This is a genomic window from Micromonospora sp. CPCC 206060 (genome assembly GCF_036906895.1).
In the GTDB taxonomy this organism is placed as follows: domain Bacteria; phylum Actinomycetota; class Actinomycetes; order Mycobacteriales; family Micromonosporaceae; genus Micromonospora.
This window is the reverse complement of sequence record NZ_JBAKHU010000005.1, coordinates 122,783-139,921: the sequence shown is the minus strand read 5'-3', so window position 1 is coordinate 139,921 and position 17,139 is coordinate 122,783. Positions and strand designations below refer to the sequence as shown.

14 protein-coding genes are annotated in these 17,139 nt (G+C 71.9%); 9 read left to right on the top strand and 5 right to left on the bottom strand.

Features of this window, described 5'->3' with window-relative positions; all coding sequences use genetic code 11:
* Positions 1-20: 20 nt before the first annotated feature.
* Both V6U90_RS07165 and V6U90_RS07160 read right to left on the bottom strand, forming a co-directional pair.
* A complete protein-coding gene (locus V6U90_RS07165) occupies positions 21-866 on the bottom strand; it encodes a lysophospholipid acyltransferase family protein (RefSeq protein WP_334432394.1) in 846 nt (281 codons plus the stop codon).
* Entirely contained in the window at positions 863-1,618 is a 756-nt protein-coding gene (locus V6U90_RS07160) for a GNAT family N-acetyltransferase (protein ID WP_442933543.1), read from the bottom strand. The genes V6U90_RS07165 and V6U90_RS07160 overlap by 4 nt, the downstream gene beginning before the upstream one ends.
* 215 nt (positions 1,619-1,833) lie before the next feature.
* Between V6U90_RS07160 and V6U90_RS07155 the strand changes: the two genes are divergently transcribed.
* The 7 genes from V6U90_RS07155 to V6U90_RS07125 all read left to right on the top strand — a co-directional run bounded on the left by V6U90_RS07155 (position 1,834) and on the right by V6U90_RS07125 (position 12,049).
* Positions 1,834-2,493 (top strand): hypothetical protein, encoded by a 660-nt coding sequence (locus tag V6U90_RS07155; protein ID WP_334432390.1) that lies wholly within the window; start codon positions 1,834-1,836, stop codon positions 2,491-2,493.
* 188 nt (positions 2,494-2,681) lie between these two features.
* Complete coding sequence (locus V6U90_RS07150) at positions 2,682-3,620, top strand: ABC transporter ATP-binding protein (RefSeq protein ID WP_334432388.1); 939 nt, start codon at positions 2,682-2,684, stop codon at positions 3,618-3,620.
* Positions 3,617-4,453 carry an ABC transporter permease gene (locus tag V6U90_RS07145; protein WP_334432385.1) on the top strand — a complete coding sequence of 279 codons (837 nt, stop codon included), beginning with the start codon at positions 3,617-3,619 and terminating at the stop codon, positions 4,451-4,453. Before V6U90_RS07150 ends, V6U90_RS07145 begins: the two co-directional genes overlap by 4 nt.
* 295 nt (positions 4,454-4,748) lie before the next feature.
* The gene (locus V6U90_RS07140) at positions 4,749-8,495 is read left to right on the top strand and encodes a multifunctional oxoglutarate decarboxylase/oxoglutarate dehydrogenase thiamine pyrophosphate-binding subunit/dihydrolipoyllysine-residue succinyltransferase subunit (RefSeq protein ID WP_334432383.1); all 3,747 of its coding nucleotides are present in this window, start codon (positions 4,749-4,751) and stop codon (positions 8,493-8,495) included.
* Positions 8,496-8,564: 69 nt separating this feature from the next.
* Positions 8,565-8,744, top strand: a complete 180-nt coding sequence (locus V6U90_RS07135) for a DUF6104 family protein (protein ID WP_334432381.1) — start codon at positions 8,565-8,567, stop codon at positions 8,742-8,744.
* 88 nt (positions 8,745-8,832) lie between these two features.
* Entirely contained in the window at positions 8,833-10,899 is a 2,067-nt protein-coding gene (gene pta / locus V6U90_RS07130; RefSeq protein WP_334432378.1) for a phosphate acetyltransferase, read from the top strand.
* 28 nt (positions 10,900-10,927) lie between these two features.
* Positions 10,928-12,049: an acetate/propionate family kinase gene (locus V6U90_RS07125; protein ID WP_334432495.1), complete on the top strand. Its 1,122-nt coding sequence runs from the start codon at positions 10,928-10,930 to the stop codon at positions 12,047-12,049.
* Positions 12,050-12,056: 7 nt separating this feature from the next.
* On the opposite strand, the gene V6U90_RS07120 is transcribed toward V6U90_RS07125, so the two are convergent.
* Positions 12,057-12,227, bottom strand: a complete 171-nt coding sequence (locus V6U90_RS07120) for a hypothetical protein (protein WP_334432376.1) — start codon at positions 12,225-12,227, stop codon at positions 12,057-12,059.
* A gap of 245 nt (positions 12,228-12,472) precedes the next feature.
* Between V6U90_RS07120 and V6U90_RS07115 the strand changes: the two genes are divergently transcribed.
* Together V6U90_RS07115 and V6U90_RS07110 are read left to right on the top strand one after the other, a co-directional pair.
* Positions 12,473-13,489, top strand: coding sequence for an alpha/beta hydrolase (locus tag V6U90_RS07115; RefSeq protein WP_334432374.1), 1,017 nt, complete (start codon positions 12,473-12,475; stop codon positions 13,487-13,489).
* Positions 13,490-13,537: 48 nt separating this feature from the next.
* The gene (locus tag V6U90_RS07110) at positions 13,538-14,533 is read left to right on the top strand and encodes an alpha/beta hydrolase family protein (RefSeq protein WP_334432372.1); all 996 of its coding nucleotides are present in this window, start codon (positions 13,538-13,540) and stop codon (positions 14,531-14,533) included.
* Positions 14,534-14,647: 114 nt separating this feature from the next.
* On the opposite strand, the gene V6U90_RS07105 is transcribed toward V6U90_RS07110, so the two are convergent.
* Together V6U90_RS07105 and V6U90_RS07100 are read right to left on the bottom strand one after the other, a co-directional pair.
* Entirely contained in the window at positions 14,648-15,826 is a 1,179-nt protein-coding gene (locus V6U90_RS07105; protein ID WP_334432370.1) for a hypothetical protein, read from the bottom strand.
* Positions 15,827-16,154: 328 nt separating this feature from the next.
* The gene (locus V6U90_RS07100; RefSeq protein ID WP_334432369.1) at positions 16,155-17,117 is read right to left on the bottom strand and encodes a zinc-binding dehydrogenase; all 963 of its coding nucleotides are present in this window, start codon (positions 17,115-17,117) and stop codon (positions 16,155-16,157) included.
* Between the last annotated feature and the right edge of the window lie 22 nt (positions 17,118-17,139).

The window sequence follows — 17,139 nt, the reverse complement described above, 5'->3', positions numbered from 1 at the left end:
CCCGGCTCCGGGCGGTCTGTCTAGGCCACGCCGAGCCAAACGGTCGGTGGCGTACCGAGCCGGACGGTCGAGGCGGCCGCCCGGGACAGCGGCCGCCGGTCGGCACCGGGCTGCGGATACAGGGCGTCCCCCACCGTCACCGACACCGTCAGCCCGTCCAGCGCGAGCACCCGGCGCAACGAGCACCACAGGGTCTCGTCGCCGAGGAACGCGGGTGCCGTCGTCCCGGTGGCCCCCGCACCCGACCCGTACCCGATCCGCAGTGGCACCACCGGCACCCCGACGTCGATCGCGGCCTGGAACAACGCCGGGCGGAACGACCCGCCCGCCGGACAGGGCGTCGCCCCGACCGCGCCGCACCAGGTCGTACCCTCCGGAAAGACCGCGACCGACCGACCGGCGCGCAGCGCGCTCGCCACCTCGACCACCGTCGACGGCAGCGCCCGGGGCCGGGCCCGGTCCACGAAGATCGTCCCGGCGGCCCGGGCCAGCGGGCCGAGCAGCGGCCAGCCCCGCACCTCGGTCTTGGCAACCATCCGCGCCGGGGTGACCGCCAGCACCGCGACCACGTCCAGCCAGGAGATGTGATTCGCGACCAGCAGCACCGCGCCACGCGGCAACCGCCCCCGCACCGCCGGTCGGACCCCCAGCGCGGCGAGCGCCGTCCGGGCCCACCGCCGACCGGCGGCCCGCCGCGCCCGCCGGGTCAGCACCGGGAGTACGGCCAGCAGCGCGACGCCACCGGCGAGCACGCCGAGCAGTGCCACCAACCGGGCCACCTGCCGACGCAGGGGTACCCCGCCCCCGGTGGCCGCCGGTAGACAGGCCGGCCCGCAGGTCGAGACGGGCCGCCACAGCCCGCTCACCGGGCCGGCTCCCCGAGGAAGTGCCGCAGGTAGCGCGGGTGGATCCGGTCCATCGAGAGCAGCACGTAGAAGTCGGCGCAGTTGAAGTCCGGGTCGTACGCCGGTTCCCCGCAGACCCAGGCACCCAGGCGCAGGTACCCGCGCAGCAGCGGCGGGACCGCCGGCCGGGCTCCGGTCCCGGGCCCGACCGGTGGCGCCCCGGACAGCCAGGGCAGCACCGGGCGGACCCGCAGCGGCGGCGGACCCAGGTGCCGGGCGCTGACCTGCGCCCAGACCTCCGCCGCGGTGGCCCCGCCGTCGGCCAGTGGCACGGACGCGCAGCCACCCAGCCAGCGCAGACCCCGCAGGTGCAGGTACCGGGTGATGCCGGCCCACATCAGGTTGATCACCGCCCCGGTCCGGTGGTCGGGGTGGACGCAGGACCGGCCCACCTCCACCAGGTTGTCGCGGAGGGCGGCGAGCCCGCCCAGGTCGAACTCGCTCTCCGCGTACCAGCGGTCGGTCCGGCCGGGTGGCAGCAGCCGGTACGTCCCGACCACCGTCCCGGTGGCGTTCTCGCAGACCAGCAGGTGGTCGCAGTGGGCGTCGAACTCGTCGGTGTCGAGCCCCTCGGTGGTCGGGCGCAGGGTCGCGCCGAGTTCGGCGCCGAAGACCTCGTGCCGCAGTCGTTGCGCGGCGGCGACCTGGCTCGGGTCGTCCGCGATGAGCAGCGTGTACCCGCTGGTGGTGATCGGTACGTCGACGGTGTGCAGAACAGTCATGGGCATTGTGTAGGGGTGGCGGGTTGCCACCGACGCTCGCCTGACGATTCGTCCGGTGTCGATCCGGTGAACGCCGGTGGTCGCGCCCCGGCGCGCGGAACGCCACCCGCCGGGGATGGCGGCCTGCTGACGGGTGGCGCGGGCGTGGCAGGCTGCCGGGGTACGCGGGGCCGGCGCCGGCCCCGCCGCACGGGAGGTACCACCAGGTGATCATCGAGGCACGGTTCAACGGGCCGCCCGGTTCGGGTAACGGCGGCTACTGCGCCGGCCGGTTCGCGGCCGCCCTGACCGGCGACGATCCCGCCGAGGTCACCCTGCTCCGGCCGCCCCCGCTGGACGTGCCGCTGACCGCCGTCAACGACGAGATCCGTGACCCGGAAGGCACGGTCATCGCCCGGGTACGCTCCGCCGGACCGGTCGACGCGACCGTGCCCGGGGTGGACCGGGCCACCGCGGTCACGGCATCGACCGGGTACCGGGGTTTCGTCGACCACCCCTTCCCGACCTGCTACGTCTGCGGTCCGCAGGCCCCGGCCGGGTTACGGATCTTCCCCGGTCCACTGCCCGACGCCCGGACCGCCGCGCCCTTCGTGGTGCCGGAGGCGGTCGGGCCGGCCGTGGTCTGGGCCGCCCTGGACTGCCCGGGCGGCTGGGCGGTCATCGCCCCCGGCCGGCCGTACGTGCTCGGCCGGATCGCCGCCGAGGTGTTCGACCTGCCCACGCCCGGTACGGAGTGCATCGTGGTCGGCGCGCTGATCGGCACCGAGGGGCGCAAGGCACTGGTGCACTCCACCCTTTACGCCCCGGACGGCATGCTGCTGGCCCGGGCCCGGGCCACCTGGATCGCCCTGCCCCCGGCCGGGTGACTCGCCCCCGGGCCAGTTCTGATCGATCCTGGGGCGGTCCTGATCGATCCTGGGTAGGACCGCCTCCTGCCTGAGGAGGAGACGGATCTCGGGAGCCGGTCTGATGGAAACCGCCCCGGCCACCCGTCACGCTGGGCTACGGCGTGCCGGGTACCACCGGCGCACCACCGCACCAAGTGAGGAGAAGGATGTCCGACGGGCAGCGAAGCCCCGCCACCGGGACCGGCCAGATCGTGGTTTCCGGATTGACGAAGCAGTACCGCAGCGTCCGGGCTGTCAACGATCTGTCGTTCACCGTCGAACCGGGACGGGTGACCGGCTTCCTCGGCCCGAACGGCGCCGGTAAGACCACCACCCTGCGGATGCTGCTGAACCTGGTCACCCCCACCTCGGGTACGGCCACCATCAGCGGGTACCGGTACGCCGACCTGCCCGAGCCGAGCCGGCACGTGGGCGCGGTGCTGGAGGCCTCCAGCGCGCACAAGGGCCGGACCGGGCTCAACCACCTGCGGGTGATCGCCGCCGCCGCCGGACTGCCGGCGCAGCGGGCCGACGAGGTGCTCGCCCTGGTCGGGCTGACCCCGGCGGCGAACCGCAAGTTCAAGGGCTACTCGCTGGGCATGAAGCAGCGGCTGGGCATCGCCGCCGCGATGCTCGGCGACCCGAACGTGCTGATTCTGGACGAGCCGGCGAACGGGCTCGACCCGGAGGGCATCCGCTGGATGCGTGGTTTCCTCAAGACGCTCGCCACCGAGGGCCGTACCGTGCTGGTCTCCAGCCACCTGCTCTCCGAGATGCAGCTACTCGCCGACGACGTGGTGATCATCGCGGCCGGGCAGCTAATCCGGCAGGGGCCGGTCGAGCAGGTGATCGGTTCGATGGCCGAGGGCGGCCGGGTCCGGGTGCGTACCCCGCAGGCCGACGAGCTGGTCAAGGCGCTGACCGAGCTGTCCGCCACCGTGCAGCCGGACGGGCACGGTGTCCTCCTGGTCACCGGGGTGGACGCCCCTGCGGTGGGGCGCGCCGCGCTCGCCGCCCAGGTGGAGCTGCACGAGCTGACCACCGAACGCCCCGATCTCGAAGGGGTCTTCCTCGAACTGACGGCCGGAAAGGCGGGCATCCGATGAACCTCGTCCGTGCCGAACTGCTCAAGATCCGTACCACCAACACCTGGTGGCTCTTCGGTCTCGGCACCCTGCTGATGACCGCACTGGCCTTCCTGTTCAACATGCTCACCGCGAACGCCATGCTCGACGGCGGCATGGGGAACCTGGAGGGGATCCCCGCGGAGCAGGCGGAGCAGATCCGGGCCCAGACGGACGTGGTCTACCAGGCGGCGAACCTCTACACCTCGGGGCAGTTCTTCGGGCTGCTCTTCGTGATGCTGCTGGGCATCATCGTGGTGACCAACGAGTACTACCACCAGACCGCGACCACCACCTTCCTCACCACCCCGCAGCGGACCCGGGTGGTGGTTGCGAAGCTGGTCGCGGCCACCGGGATCGGTGCCGCCTTCTGGTTGGTCACCACCGTGCTGACCATCCCCGCAACGGCGCTCTACCTGGCCAGCAAGGACCTGGGCAGTCAGCTCGGCGACGGTGGGGTGATCCGGGCGATCCTGCTCAACCTGCTCGCGTACCTGCTCTGGGGGATCTTCGGCGTCGGCTTCGGGGTGCTGATCCGCAGCCAGATCGGCGCGACCGTGACCGCCGTGGTGCTCTACCTGGTCGGTACGACCGCCGCGAGCATCATCTTCACGGTCCTCCAGCAGTGGCTGGGCTGGGACTGGATCGACAACCTCCAGGTCATCGTGCCGTCGATCGCGTCCACGCTGATGATCAGCGGCACCGAACTGCCCGGCAGCCCGCCGCAGTGGCTCGGCGCGGCGGTCCTGATCGCGTACGCCGCGGTGACCGGCACGGTCGGCACGATGATCATGCGGCGGCGGGACATCTCCTGACCGTCGGGCAGGGCATCCTGAATTGTTGATCATGAGGTTGGCGGCGGCCTGCGGTTCCGGGGCCGCCGCCGACCCCACGATCTGCGGGTACCTGCCCGGGGCGGGCAGGGTGCCGGTGCGGCGCAGCGGTTCGGGGTTTTCTGTCGTCTTCTGTGAAACATGACACGGGGTGGAGGTGGAAATGCTCCGCCCCGGCACACGGCGTAGCCTTGGACCGTCTTCTGTCGGAGCCCGCACGGGCCGCAGCGGACCCCGCGTGACACACAAACCCGCGTGAAAGAGGCGATTACCGGCCGTGTCGACCCAGCAGACTTCGCAGGAGAACCCACTGGCGGGTTTCGGCCCGAACGAGTGGATCGTCGAGGAGATGTACCAGCGTTACCTCGCCGATCCCACCAGCGTCGATTCGGCCTGGCACGACTTCTTCGCCGACTACCGGCCGGCGCCGGGGGCCGGGGCGAACGGCGGGGCGACGAAGACCGCCGGGGCCACCGCTGCGGCGAAGCCGGCCGCTGAGCAGCCGCCGGCCACCACCGCAGCGGCACCGCCGACGCCCGCCCCGCAGACCGCCGTCGCGCCGGCGAAGGAGAAGCCGGCCCCGGCCAAGGCCGCGCAGGCCCCGGCAGCCCGGGCCGCTACGACGAAGCCGGCTCCGGCCAAGGCCGCCGCCCCCAAGCCGACCGCCGGTGGTACCCAGAACGTGCCGCTGCGCGGCGTGGCCGCCAAGATCGTGCAGAACATGGACGCGTCGCTGGCCGTGCCGACCGCCACGAGCGTCCGCGCCGTCCCGGCCAAGCTGCTGGTCGACAACCGGATCGTAATCAACAACCACCTGGCCCGTGGCCGGGGTGGCAAGGTCAGCTTCACCCACCTGATCGGGTACGCGATGATCCGGGCGCTCGCCGAGCACCCGGAGATGAACAACTCCTACGCCGAGGCCGACGGCAAGCCGGTGATGGTCCGGCCGGAGCACGTCAACCTCGGCATCGCCATCGACCTGACCAAGCCGGACGGCTCCCGCAACCTGGTGGTGCCGTCGATCAAGGCCTGCGAGCAGATGGACTTCCGGCAGTTCTGGCAGGCGTACGAGGACGTCGTCCGGCGCGCCCGCCGCAACGAGCTGACCATGGAGGACTACGGCGGCACCACGATCTCGCTGACCAACCCGGGCGGGATCGGCACCGTGCACTCGATCCCGCGGCTCATGCAGGGGCAGAGCGCGATCATCGGCGTCGGCGCCATGGAGTACCCGGCGCCGTACCAGGGCATGTCCGAGGCCACCCTGGCCGAACTGGCGGTCAGCAAGATCATCACGCTGACCAGCACGTACGACCACCGGATCATCCAGGGTGCCCAGTCCGGCGAGTTCCTCAAGGTCATGCACGAGCTGCTGCTCGGCGAGCACGGCTTCTACGACCAGATCTTCACCGCGCTGCGCATCCCGTACGAGCCGGTGCGCTGGATGCGCGACGTCGCGGTCAGCAACGAGGGGCAGATCAACAAGACCGCCCGGGTGCACGAGTTGATCCACGCGTACCGGGTGCGCGGCCACCTGATGGCCGACACCGACCCGCTGGAGTTCAAGATCCGCAAGCACCCGGACCTGGACGTGCTCCAGCACGGGCTGACCCTGTGGGACCTGGACCGGGAGTTCCCGGTCAACGGCTTCGCCGGCAAGCAGCGGATGAAGCTGCGGGAGATCCTCGGCGTGCTGCGCGACTCGTACTGCCGCCGGGTCGGCATCGAGTACATGCACATCCAGGACCCGGAGGAGCGCCGCTGGATCCAGGAGCGGATCGAGCGCAAGTACGAGAAGCCGGCCGCCGACGAGCAGAAGCACGTGCTCAACCGGCTCAACGCGGCCGAGGCGTTCGAGACCTTCCTGCAGACCAAGTACGTCGGCCAGAAGCGCTTCTCGCTGGAGGGCGGCGAGTCGCTGATCCCGCTCCTCGGTGAGGTGCTGGAGGCGTCCGCCGAGAGCGGGCTGGACGAGGTCGTCATCGGCATGGCCCACCGGGGCCGGCTGAACGTGCTGGCCAACATCGTCGGCAAGCCGTACGAGAAGATCTTCTCCGAGTTCGAGGGGCACCTGGACCCGCGCTCCACCCAGGGCTCCGGCGACGTGAAGTACCACCTCGGCCAGAACGGCAAGTTCAGCACGCCGGACGGCGAGCACTCGGTCAAGGTCTCGGTGGTGGCCAACCCGTCCCACCTGGAGGCGGTCGACCCGGTGCTGGAGGGCATCGTCCGGGCCAAGCAGGACCGGATCGACCTCAAGCTGGAGGGGTACACCGTGCTGCCGCTGGCGGTGCACGGTGACGCGGCCTTCGCCGGTCAGGGCGTGGTGGCCGAGACGCTCAACCTCTCCCAGCTGCGCGGGTACCGCACCGGCGGCACCGTGCACGTGGTGGTCAACAACCAGGTCGGCTTCACCACCGCCCCGGAGTACTCCCGCTCCAGCCTCTACAGCACCGACGTGGCCCGGATGATCCAGGCGCCGATCTTCCACGTCAACGGGGACGACCCCGAGGCCGTGGTCCGGGTCGCCCGGCTCGCCTTCGAGTACCGCCAGGCGTTCAACAAGGACGTCGTCATCGACATGGTCTGCTACCGCCGGCGCGGCCACAACGAGGGTGACGACCCGTCGATGTCGAACCCCCAGATGTACAAGATCATCGACTCGAAGCGTTCGGTGCGCAAGCTCTACACCGAGGAGCTGATCGGGCGCGGGGACATCACCGTGGAGGACGCGGAGGAACTGCTGCGCGACTACCAGGCGCAGCTGGAGCGGGTCTTCAAGGCCACCCGGGACGCCGCCACCAAGCCCAGCGTGCCGGCCCGCCCCCGGCGCCAGGAGGAGCCCGAGCCGCAGGTCGACACGGCGGTGGACGCCGCCGCGGTCGGTGCGGTCGGCGAGGCGCACGTCACCCTTCCGGAGGGTTTCACCCCGCACAAGCGCATCCAGCAACTGCTCGACCGGCGGGCCAAGATGGCCGTCGAGGGCGGTATCGACTGGGGCTTCGGCGAGATCATCGCCTTCGGCACGCTGCTCCAGGACGGGGTCACCGTCCGGCTCGCCGGCCAGGACTCCCGCCGGGGTACCTTCGTGCAGCGACACGCGGCGATTGTCGACTCGGTCACCGGTGACGACTACATCCCGCTGAAGTCGCTGACCGCCGACGGCGAGCGCTCCCGGTTCTTCGTGCACGACTCGCTGCTCAGCGAGTACGCCGCGATGGGCTTCGAGTACGGCTACTCGGTGGAGAACCCGGAGGCGCTGGTCTGCTGGGAGGCCCAGTTCGGCGACTTCGTCAACGGTGCCCAGTCGGTGCTGGACGAGTTCATCTCCTCGGGCGAGGTGAAGTGGGGGCAGCGCTCGTCGGTGACCCTGCTGCTGCCGCACGGCCACGAGGGTCAGGGCCCGGACCACACCTCGGGCCGCCCGGAGCGCTTCCTCCAGATGTGCGCCGAGGACAACATGCGGGTGGCTATTCCGACCACCCCGGCGAGCTACTTCCACCTGCTGCGCCGCCAGGCGCTGTCGCCGAAGCGCAAGCCGCTGGTCGTCTTCACCCCGAAGTCGCTGCTGCGGCACAAGCTCTGTGTCTCCTCGGTGCAGGAGTTCACCAACGGCACCTTCCAGCCGGTGCTACGCGACTCGGCGAGCCCGGCTCCGGCGTCGGTCAAGCGGGTGCTGCTCTGCACCGGCAAGATCTACTACGACCTGCTCCAGGCCCGCACCGAACGCGGCATCACCGACACCGCGATCCTCCGGATGGAGCAGCTCTACCCGCTGCCGGTCGAGGAGATCCGGGCCGCGCTGGCCGAGTACCCGGCCGCCGAGGACTTCGCCTGGGTGCAGGAGGAGCCGGCCAACCAGGGCGCCTGGTCGTTCGTCGCGCTCAACCTGCTGGAGCACCTGGACGGCGTCCGGCTGCGCCGCATCTCCCGTCCGGCGGCGGCCGCCCCGGCGGTCGGTTCGGCGAAGATGCACGACGTGGAGCAGACCGCGCTGATCGAGGCGGCGCTCCCCCGGCCCTGATGCTCTGAGTCGGCAGGGCAGGATCCCACCCGGTGGGGCCTGCCCTGCCGTGTCGTGAGGAGAAACCACATGTACTTCACCGATCGTGGGATCGAGGAACTGGTCGACCGGCGGGGCGACGAGAGCGTCACCCTGGAGTGGCTCGGCGAGCGGCTGCGCGACTTCGTCGATCTCAACCCCGAGTTCGAGACGCCGATCGAGCGCTTCGCCACCTGGCTGGCCCGACTGGACGACGAGGACGAGGACTGACGCGACGACGGCCACGCCGACGGACGGGAACCACGGCCCGGGCCGAAGGACCCGGGCGGCCGGGGGTGCGATCTTGTAGGTTGAAGCCGTGGCGCGCAGTGTCTATCTCACCAGTGTCGGGCACGGCGGCGGCAAGTCGACGGTCGCACTCGGACTCGCCGAACTGCTGTCCCGGCAGGTCGAGCGGATCGGCGCGTTCCGACCCCTGATCGCCGGGAACGGCCCCGACCCGATCCTTGCCCTGCTGCACGACCGGTACCGGATCCACCTGCCCTACGACGACCTGCACGGGGCCAGCTACGCCGAGGCGATCGCGCTGGTCGCCGACGGCCGACGCGAGGAGTTGATCTCCCGCATCGTCGAGCGGTACCGGGCGGTGGAGCGGCGCTGTCCGGCAATGGTGGTGGTCGGCAGCGACTTCGACGACACCGCCGACCCCGGCAACCCCCGGGAGCTGGCCTTCAACGCCCGGCTCGCCACCGAGTTCGGCAGCGTGGTGGTACCGGTCGTCGACGGCTTCGGCCAGGATGCGGAGACGATCGCCGCAGCGGCCCGCAGCGCGTACCACGATCTGGCGGACCTGGGCGCGACGGTGCTGGCGGTGGTCGCCAACCGGGTCCCCGGGCCGATGACGCTGCCCGAGCTGCCGGTTCCGGCGTACGCCATCGAGGAGGTGCCGACCGTGTCGGCGCCGACGGTGGCCGAGGTGGCGGCGGCGCTCGGCGCCACCCTGCTCGCCGGGGACGAGCACGCCCTCGGCCGCGACGTGCTCGACTACGTGGTGGGTGCGGCGCACGTGCCGACCCTGCTCGACCACCTCACCGAGGGATCCCTGGTGATCACACCCGGTGACCGGGCCGACCTGCTGGTCGCCGCGAGCGCGGCGCACGTCGCCGGCCAGGTCGCGGTCGCCGGAGTGGTGCTCACCCTCGGCGAGCAGCCCGACCCGAGGGCGATGCGGCTGGTGGAGGGGTTGAACACCGGTTTCGCGGTGCTCTCGGTGACCAGCGACAGCTACGACACGGTGGCGGCATCCAGCCGCATCGAGGGGCGGCCCAGCGCGGCCAACGCCCGCAAGGTGGAGGCGGCCCTCGGTGCCTTCGAGTCCGCGGTGGACACCGTCGACCTGGCCCGACGGCTGCGGGTCAGCCGCTCCGAGCGGGTCACCCCGCTGATGTTCGAGTACGACCTGATCGACCGGGCCCGCGCCCAGCGCCGGCATCTGGTGCTGCCGGAGGGGACCGAGGACCGGATCCTGCGGGCCACCGAGATCCTGCTCCGCCGGGGCGTGGCCGACCTGACCCTGCTCGGGCGCCCGGACGACATCGCCCGGCGGACCCGGGAGCTGGGCATCGACATCAGCGGCGCCGAGCTGGTCGACCCGGCGACCAGCGAATGGCGGGAGGAGTTCGCCGACAGCTACGCCCGGTTGCGCGCCCACCGGGGGATCAGCCGGGAGTACGCCCACGACGTGGTGGCCCAGCCGAACTACTTCGGCACCCTGATGGTGCACACCGGGCGGGCGCACGGGATGGTCTCCGGTGCCACCCACACCACCGCCGCCACCATCCGGCCGGCGTTCGAGATCATCCGCACCGTGCCGGGGGTTTCGGTCGCCTCCAGCGTCTTCTTCATGCTCCTCGCCGACCGGGTGCTGGTCTACGGGGACTGCGCGGTCAATCCCGACCCGGACGCCGCGCAGCTCGCCGACATCGCCATCTCCTCGGCGGACACCACGGCCCGCTTCGGCATCGAGCCCCGGGTGGCGATGCTCTCCTACTCGACCGGCAACTCCGGCGCCGGTGCCGACGTGGAGAAGGTCGCCGCCGCCACGAAACTGGTCCGGGAACGCCGGCCGGACCTGCTGGTCGAGGGACCGATCCAGTACGACGCGGCGATCGACCCGACAGTGGCGGCCACCAAACTGCCGGAGAGCCAGGTCGCCGGTCAGGCCACGGTCTTCATCTTCCCGGACCTGAACACCGGCAACAACACGTACAAGGCGGTGCAGCGCTCGGCCGGCGCGGTGGCGGTCGGCCCGGTGATGCAGGGTCTGCGGCGGCCGGTCAACGACCTGTCCCGGGGTGCCACGGTGGCCGACATCGTCAACACGGTCGCGATCACCGCGATCCAGGCGGCAGCGGTGGAGGACTGACGTGGACGAGCGCAGCGGGACCGACGACGTGACCGACCGGGTGCTGGTGCTGAACTGTGGGTCGTCGTCGGTCAAGTACCGGCTCTACGCCGGATCCGAGGTGGTCGACGGCGGCACCGTGGAGCGGATCGGCGAGCCGGACGGCGGGCCGGCCGACCACGAGGCGGCGGTCCGCAGCATCCTCGGCTCGCTGGAGCTGACCGGGCTGGCCGCGGTCGGGCACCGGGTGGTGCACGGTGGTGTCCGGTTCGCCGAGCCCACGCTGATCGACGACGCGGTGCTCGACGCGATCGCCGACCTGGTACCGCTCGCGCCGCTGCACAACCCGGCCAACCTGGCCGGCATCCGGGTCACCCGGGAACTGCTGCCCGACGTCCCCCAGGTCGCGATCTTCGACACCGCGTTCCACCGCACCCTGCCGGAGGCGGCGGCGACCTACGCGATCGAGCAGGCCACCGCCGAGCGGTACGGCATCCGGCGGTACGGCTTCCACGGCACCTCGCACGCGTACGTCTCGCGCCGCACGGCGGAGCTGCTCGGTCGGCGGTACGACGAGCTGAACACGATCACCCTGCACCTGGGGAACGGGGCCAGCGCGTGCGCCATCCAGGGTGGCCGGAGTGTCGCCACCTCGATGGGGATGTCCCCGCTGGAAGGGTTGGTGATGGGCACCCGCAGCGGTGACCTGGACCCGACGATCATCTTCCACCTGCGCCGGGAGGGCGGGCTGGCCGTCGACGAGATCGACGACCTGCTGAACCACCGCAGCGGGCTGCGCGGGCTGACCGGTGTCAACGACATGCGCGAGGTGCTGCACCGCCGGTCGGCCGGGGACCCGGCGGCCACCCTGGCCTTCGACGTGTACTGCCGGCGGATCAAGGGGTACGTCGGGGCGTACCACGCGCTGCTCGGCCGGCTGGACGCGGTCACCTTCACCGGGGGGGTGGGCGAGCACGCGGCACCGGTCCGCGCGGCGGCGCTGGACGGGCTGGAGCAGTGGGGGGTGCGGGTCGACCCGGAGCGCAACGCGGACAGCGGTGACCGGGTCATCTCACCGCAGGACGGCACGGTGGCGGTCTGCGTGGTGCACACCGACGAGGAACTGGAGATCGCCCAACAGACCCGGGCGGCGGTCACCGCCGCGGCCTGAACCGCGTTCAGCCGAGCAGGAACCAGGCGGCCAGCAGGACCAGCAGCACCGCCACCACCACCGCCCCGATGATCACGGGCAGCTTCGACGGCCCGCTCGCCGATGGAGCCTGCGGGTCGTTGGCGAAGGCCCGGAACGCCTCGGTGTCACCGCTCGGGTCCACGTACTTGTCCGACATGGCGATGAGCGTAGCGAAGCCGGTGTCCCGCCGCCGTCCCGTCCGGCGCAGGTCAGCGGCTCCCACCGGACCGGGCGGCGGCGGCCGGCGGACCGGGCGGCAGCGGCCGGCGGACCGGGCGGCAGCGGCCGGCGGACCGGGCGGCACCGGCCGGCCGAAGCGGACGGCCAACTCCGGCCGGCCGGTGGGCGCACCCGCCCGGTCGGCTGGACCGGGATGCCCCTGGTCCGCCCTACCGTCGAGAGGTGGACGGTCGACGGCTGGTGACCGGGATGGTCGCCGGGCTGCTGCCGGCCATCCTCACCGCATGCGGGCCGGCGGTGTCGGTACCGAACCCGGTGACGGTACGTCCCGGCCCGACGGCGCCGGCCGTGGTGCGCCCGGATCCGACGGCACCGGCGGCTTTTCCCGGTACGCCGACGGCGGCCGTGGCCCCGGACGGTACGGCGGCGTCGGCCGACGGCCAGCCGGTCGCGGCGGCCCCCGACGGCCACCCGGTCGGGGTGCGCATCCTCGATGTCCCGGTCGACCGCCGCCGGCTGGCCGTCACGGTCTGGTACCCGGCCCGGCACGACGGGCCAGGCGCCCCGGTTGCCCCGGGTCACTTCCCGGTCGTGCTGTTCAGCCACGGTCTGCACAGCCTGCCGGCGTACCACGCCGCCCTGACCGCTCGCTGGGCGGCGGCCGGGTTCGTGGTCGCCGCGCCGACCTACCCGCGTACCAGCCTGACCGCGACCGACTTCACCCGCGCCGACGTCCGGCACCAGCCCGGTTACGGGTGGCAGGTGCTCCGGTACCTGCGCCGGCTCGGCCCGGCCGACCCGCTGGCCGGGCACCTCGATCTGCGCCGGGTGGCCGCCGCCGGCCACTCGGCGGGCGGGTTCACCACCTCGGGCATGTTCACCGTGGGACACCCTGCCTGGTTGCGGGCCGGCATCGTGATCGCCGGGGGCGGGCTGCCCGGCAGCTACGCAGGGCCGGCGGCGCACCTGCTCTTCGTACACGGCGACGCCGACGCGGTCGTCCCGGTGGGGGTGGGTCGGGCGGCCTTCGAGCGGGCCCGGTGGCCCCGGGGGTTTCTCACCTTCACCGGCCAGGGGCACGGCGAGTACCTCACCCCGGGCCGACCCGGGTTCGACCAGGTGGTCGCGGTGACCACCGACTTCCTCCGCTGGCGACTGCGCGACGACCGGGCCGCCCGGGACCGGATTCCCGGTTCGGCGTACCGGCCGGGGATCAGCGAGTTCGTCCGGCGGTGGTGAGGGGATCGCCGGACCGCCCCGCCAGGCCGGCGCGGCACAATCGGTGACATGCGCCGACGCCGTACCCCTGCTCTGCTCGCCGCCGCCCTGCTCACGGTGACCCTCGCCGGGTGTTCCGCCGACGACGGCGCCCGGTGGCGCGACGACGGCGGCCCGGCGGCCCCTGCCGCATCCGCGCCGGGCCAGGCGGCCCCGCCGGCCAGGTCGTCGGTGCCCGCCGGTTCCGCGCCGGCCGAGCCGTTCGCGGTCGGGGTACGCGAACTGAAGCTGACCCGGGACGCTGACCGCGCGCTACCGGTGACGATCTGGTACCCGGCGACCGGCTCGGCGGGCGGTACGCCCCGGCGTGGCCGGCCGGCGGCCCCGGGACGTTTCCCGGTGGTGGTGTTCAGCCACGGGCTGACCGCCCGGCCGGCGGACTATGCCGCGCTGCTGACCCGCTGGGCGGTGGCCGGGTTCGTGGTCGCCGCGCCGACCTTTCCCGGGACCAGCCGGGGTGCGGCCCGCTACGACGTCCTGGACGTGCTCAACCAGCCGGCGGATGTGTCGTTCGTGCTGACCCGGGTGCTCGCACTGGACGGACGGGCCGGTGACCCGCTGCGGGGGAGGCTCGCCGCCGACCGGGTGGCGGCCACCGGTCACTCGGCGGGCGGGGTGACCACGGTGGGGTTGTTCACCATCGAGCGGGACGACCGGTTGGATGCCGGGATCGTGCTCGCCGGCAGCGCGCTCGGGGTCGGTACCGCGTTCGCCGGCACCGGTGCGCCGCAACTCTTCGTGCACGGCGAGCGCGACGAGGTGGTCTCCTACTCCGCCGGCCGGGCGGCGTACGAGGCGGTGCCGTGGCCCAAGGCGATGCTCAGCCTGCCCGACGGTGACCACGGGCGCTCGCTGCTCAGCGGTGCGGACCGGTCATTCACCGTGGTGGCCGACACGACGACCGAGTTCCTGCGCTGGTCCCTGTACGGCGACGCGGCGGCGAAGCGGCGGCTGCCGGCCGACGCGGCCCGGGGCGGGCTGGCCACCCTCGACAACCGGCTGTGAGTCGAGGGGCAGGGAGCGGTCCGCTCCCTGCCCCTCGACGGTCGCCACCCCTGCCCCTCGACGGGGCACCGCCCCCTGCCCCTCGACGGGTCACCCGGCACGGGCGACCGAAGGTCACCGCAGCACGGGCAACTCGCTGTCGAACCAGATGTTGCTCTCGTGGTCCCAGGACAGACCGTCCTGCTTCGGCCGGGCGATGATGCCGTAACGGTAGTCGCGACCGAAGACGTTGTCCCGGAAGACGATCCGTTCGCCGTTGAGGTCTTCGCGCACGCCGAGCGAGTAGTTCCCCCCGTTGCAGTAGTTCCGCTCGAAGGTCAGGTCCGCCACCAGCGGGGCGGTGGTGGATCCGATCATCAGGCAGGCGTTGAGCGGGTCCCGGGTGTCCGGGTTGTACGCCTCCAGCCGGTTGCCCCGGACCAGGATGTTGGTCGCCCCGGTGGTCTGGAGCGTGTCGTTGTGCGAGCCGTCCACCCGGGTCAGTTGGTGGATCCAGGAGTCCTCGACCACGGTGTCGTCACCCAGCCGGGGACCGTCGATGACGTCGTGGATGTCCACCCGGCGCAGCGTGTAGTCGCCGCAGCAGACCGCCGCCGAGTTCCGGCCCTTACCGTCGATCTCGACGTCCTCGACGAGCAGGTCGACCGCGTCGATCGTGCGGATCGAGTACGGCCCGGCGCAGGTGATCCGGGACTTGCGGATCACCACGTTCCGGGCGGTCACCGTCACGCAACCGACGATGTCCAGCCCGGTGACCACCTGCCCGTCCCGGTCGAGGGTGAGGGATCCGCTGCGCCGCAGGGAGGTACCGGCCGGGACTCCGGTGCTGTCCGGGCCGGGGAACTCGTCCGGGGTGCCGTCCGGCCCGGTGACCGGGTCGGTCCCGACGGTCACGTCCGCACCGTTCCAGGTGGATTCGACAATTGTTGCAGGCAGCGTCGACGAATACATGAAACCGTTACGGCAACCGGTGATGTCGACCTGGCGCGCGACATAGGCGCCGAACACCACTCCATTCGTCTTGGTCGCTGTGCAGTAGATTTTGGCGCGTTCGATTGTGGTGCCGGTGTAGCCGTCGAAGACGCGTACGGCATGGCTTCCGCCGTAGCGGACGGTGGTGTCCCGGATGGTGACGTTGTTGGCTCGGACATGGATGTAGCCGGCCACTTCCCGGCCCTCGATCACGGTCCCGTCCCTGGTCACGACCAGTGAACCCGTGTCGTCGGCGGCCGCCGTACCGGTACCGGTGTATCCGGCGGCGACCGCCACGGCACCGACGACGAGCCCTGCCACACAGCGCCGGAGAACCGTACCGACGGGACGGTTCCTGGCTGCCGATGAACTCACGTTCAAACCCCTCCAACCTGCGTACCGCCCTCTCAATAGGACGGATCGGCACGACTGTAACGGGGTTTCCGGATCACGCCGGAGCATTGCCGGAACCGCAGATCCGGCAACCTTAAGCAATTATGAAGTGCATATGTGGACGGACTTAGGGAATCGATCCGGCACGCCTGCCCGGATACCACCCGGCACCACCCGGAGACAAAAAGTCCGGATTTTCATAGTGCGTATCCGGCGTGTCCGGGTCGTCGCCCGCCGCCACCGGGGTCGGTACCGGTCACGCCGTGTGGTCCAGCACCACCTTGCCGAACACCTCGCCGGAGTGCAGTCGTTCGAACGCCTGCGTCACCCCGGTGAACGGGTACACCGCGTCCACCACCGGCCGGACCTTCCGCTCGGCGCAGAACGCCATCAGGTCGCGGAGTTCGTCCGGGGTGCCCATCGAGGTACCGAGGATCTCCAGTTGCATCGCGAAGACCCGCCGCAGGTTGACCTTCGGCTCGTGCCCGGCGGTGGCGCCGGACACCACGATCCGGGCCATCGGCGCAGCCGACTTCAGCGAGTGGTCGAAGGTCGCCGCCCCGACCGTCTCGATCACCAGGTCGACCCGCTCGGGCAGCCGGGCGCCGGGTTCCAGCGCGGTGGCGCCGAGTGCGGCGATCCGTTCCCGCTTGGCGGCGTCCCGGCTGGTCGCGTAGACCCGCTTGCCGGACGCGACCGCCAGCACCACGGCCGCAGTCGCCACGCCCCCGCCGGCACCCTGCACCAGCACCGCGTCGGCCTCGTCCAGCCGGCCCTTGGTGGTCAGCATCCGCCACGCGGTGAGCCAGGCCGTGGGCAGGCACGCCGCGTCGGCGAAGCTGAGGTCCGCCGGCTTGGGCAGCAGGTTCTCCCGGGGTACGGCGACCCGCTCGGCGAAGGTCCCGGGGAAGTGCTCGGAGAGGATGGAGATCCCACGCGGGTCGCCCGGGTCGGCGATCAGCGGGTAGACGACCACCTCGTTGCCGTCCGGGTCGACGCCGGCCGCGTCACAGCCGAGGATCATCGGCAGCCGGTCGGCGCCGAGGCCCACCCCGCGCAGCGACCAGAGGTCGTGGTGGTTGAGCGAACTGGACCGGACCTCCACCGTCACCCAGTCGTCCGCCGGGTGGACCGGCTCGGGCTGCTCCCCCACGGTCAGCGCGGCGAGCGGGTTGTCGGCGTCGAAGGCGGAGGCATAGGCGGCACGCATGATCCGCACGTTAGCAACGTGCGGAGCTGTT

Excerpts from the sequence above, each read along its gene's own strand:
- V6U90_RS07110 (WP_334432372.1), top strand. The coding sequence starts at position 13,538 with ATGCGCCGACGCCGTACCCCTGCTCTGCTCGCCGCCGCCCTGCTCACG.
- V6U90_RS07120 (WP_334432376.1), bottom strand. The coding sequence starts at position 12,227 with ATGTCGGACAAGTACGTGGACCCGAGCGGTGACACCGAGGCGTTCCGG.
- V6U90_RS07145 (WP_334432385.1), top strand. The coding sequence starts at position 3,617 with ATGAACCTCGTCCGTGCCGAACTGCTCAAGATCCGTACCACCAACACC.
- V6U90_RS07135 (WP_334432381.1), top strand. The coding sequence starts at position 8,565 with ATGTACTTCACCGATCGTGGGATCGAGGAACTGGTCGACCGGCGGGGC.
- V6U90_RS07150 (WP_334432388.1), top strand. The coding sequence starts at position 2,682 with ATGTCCGACGGGCAGCGAAGCCCCGCCACCGGGACCGGCCAGATCGTG.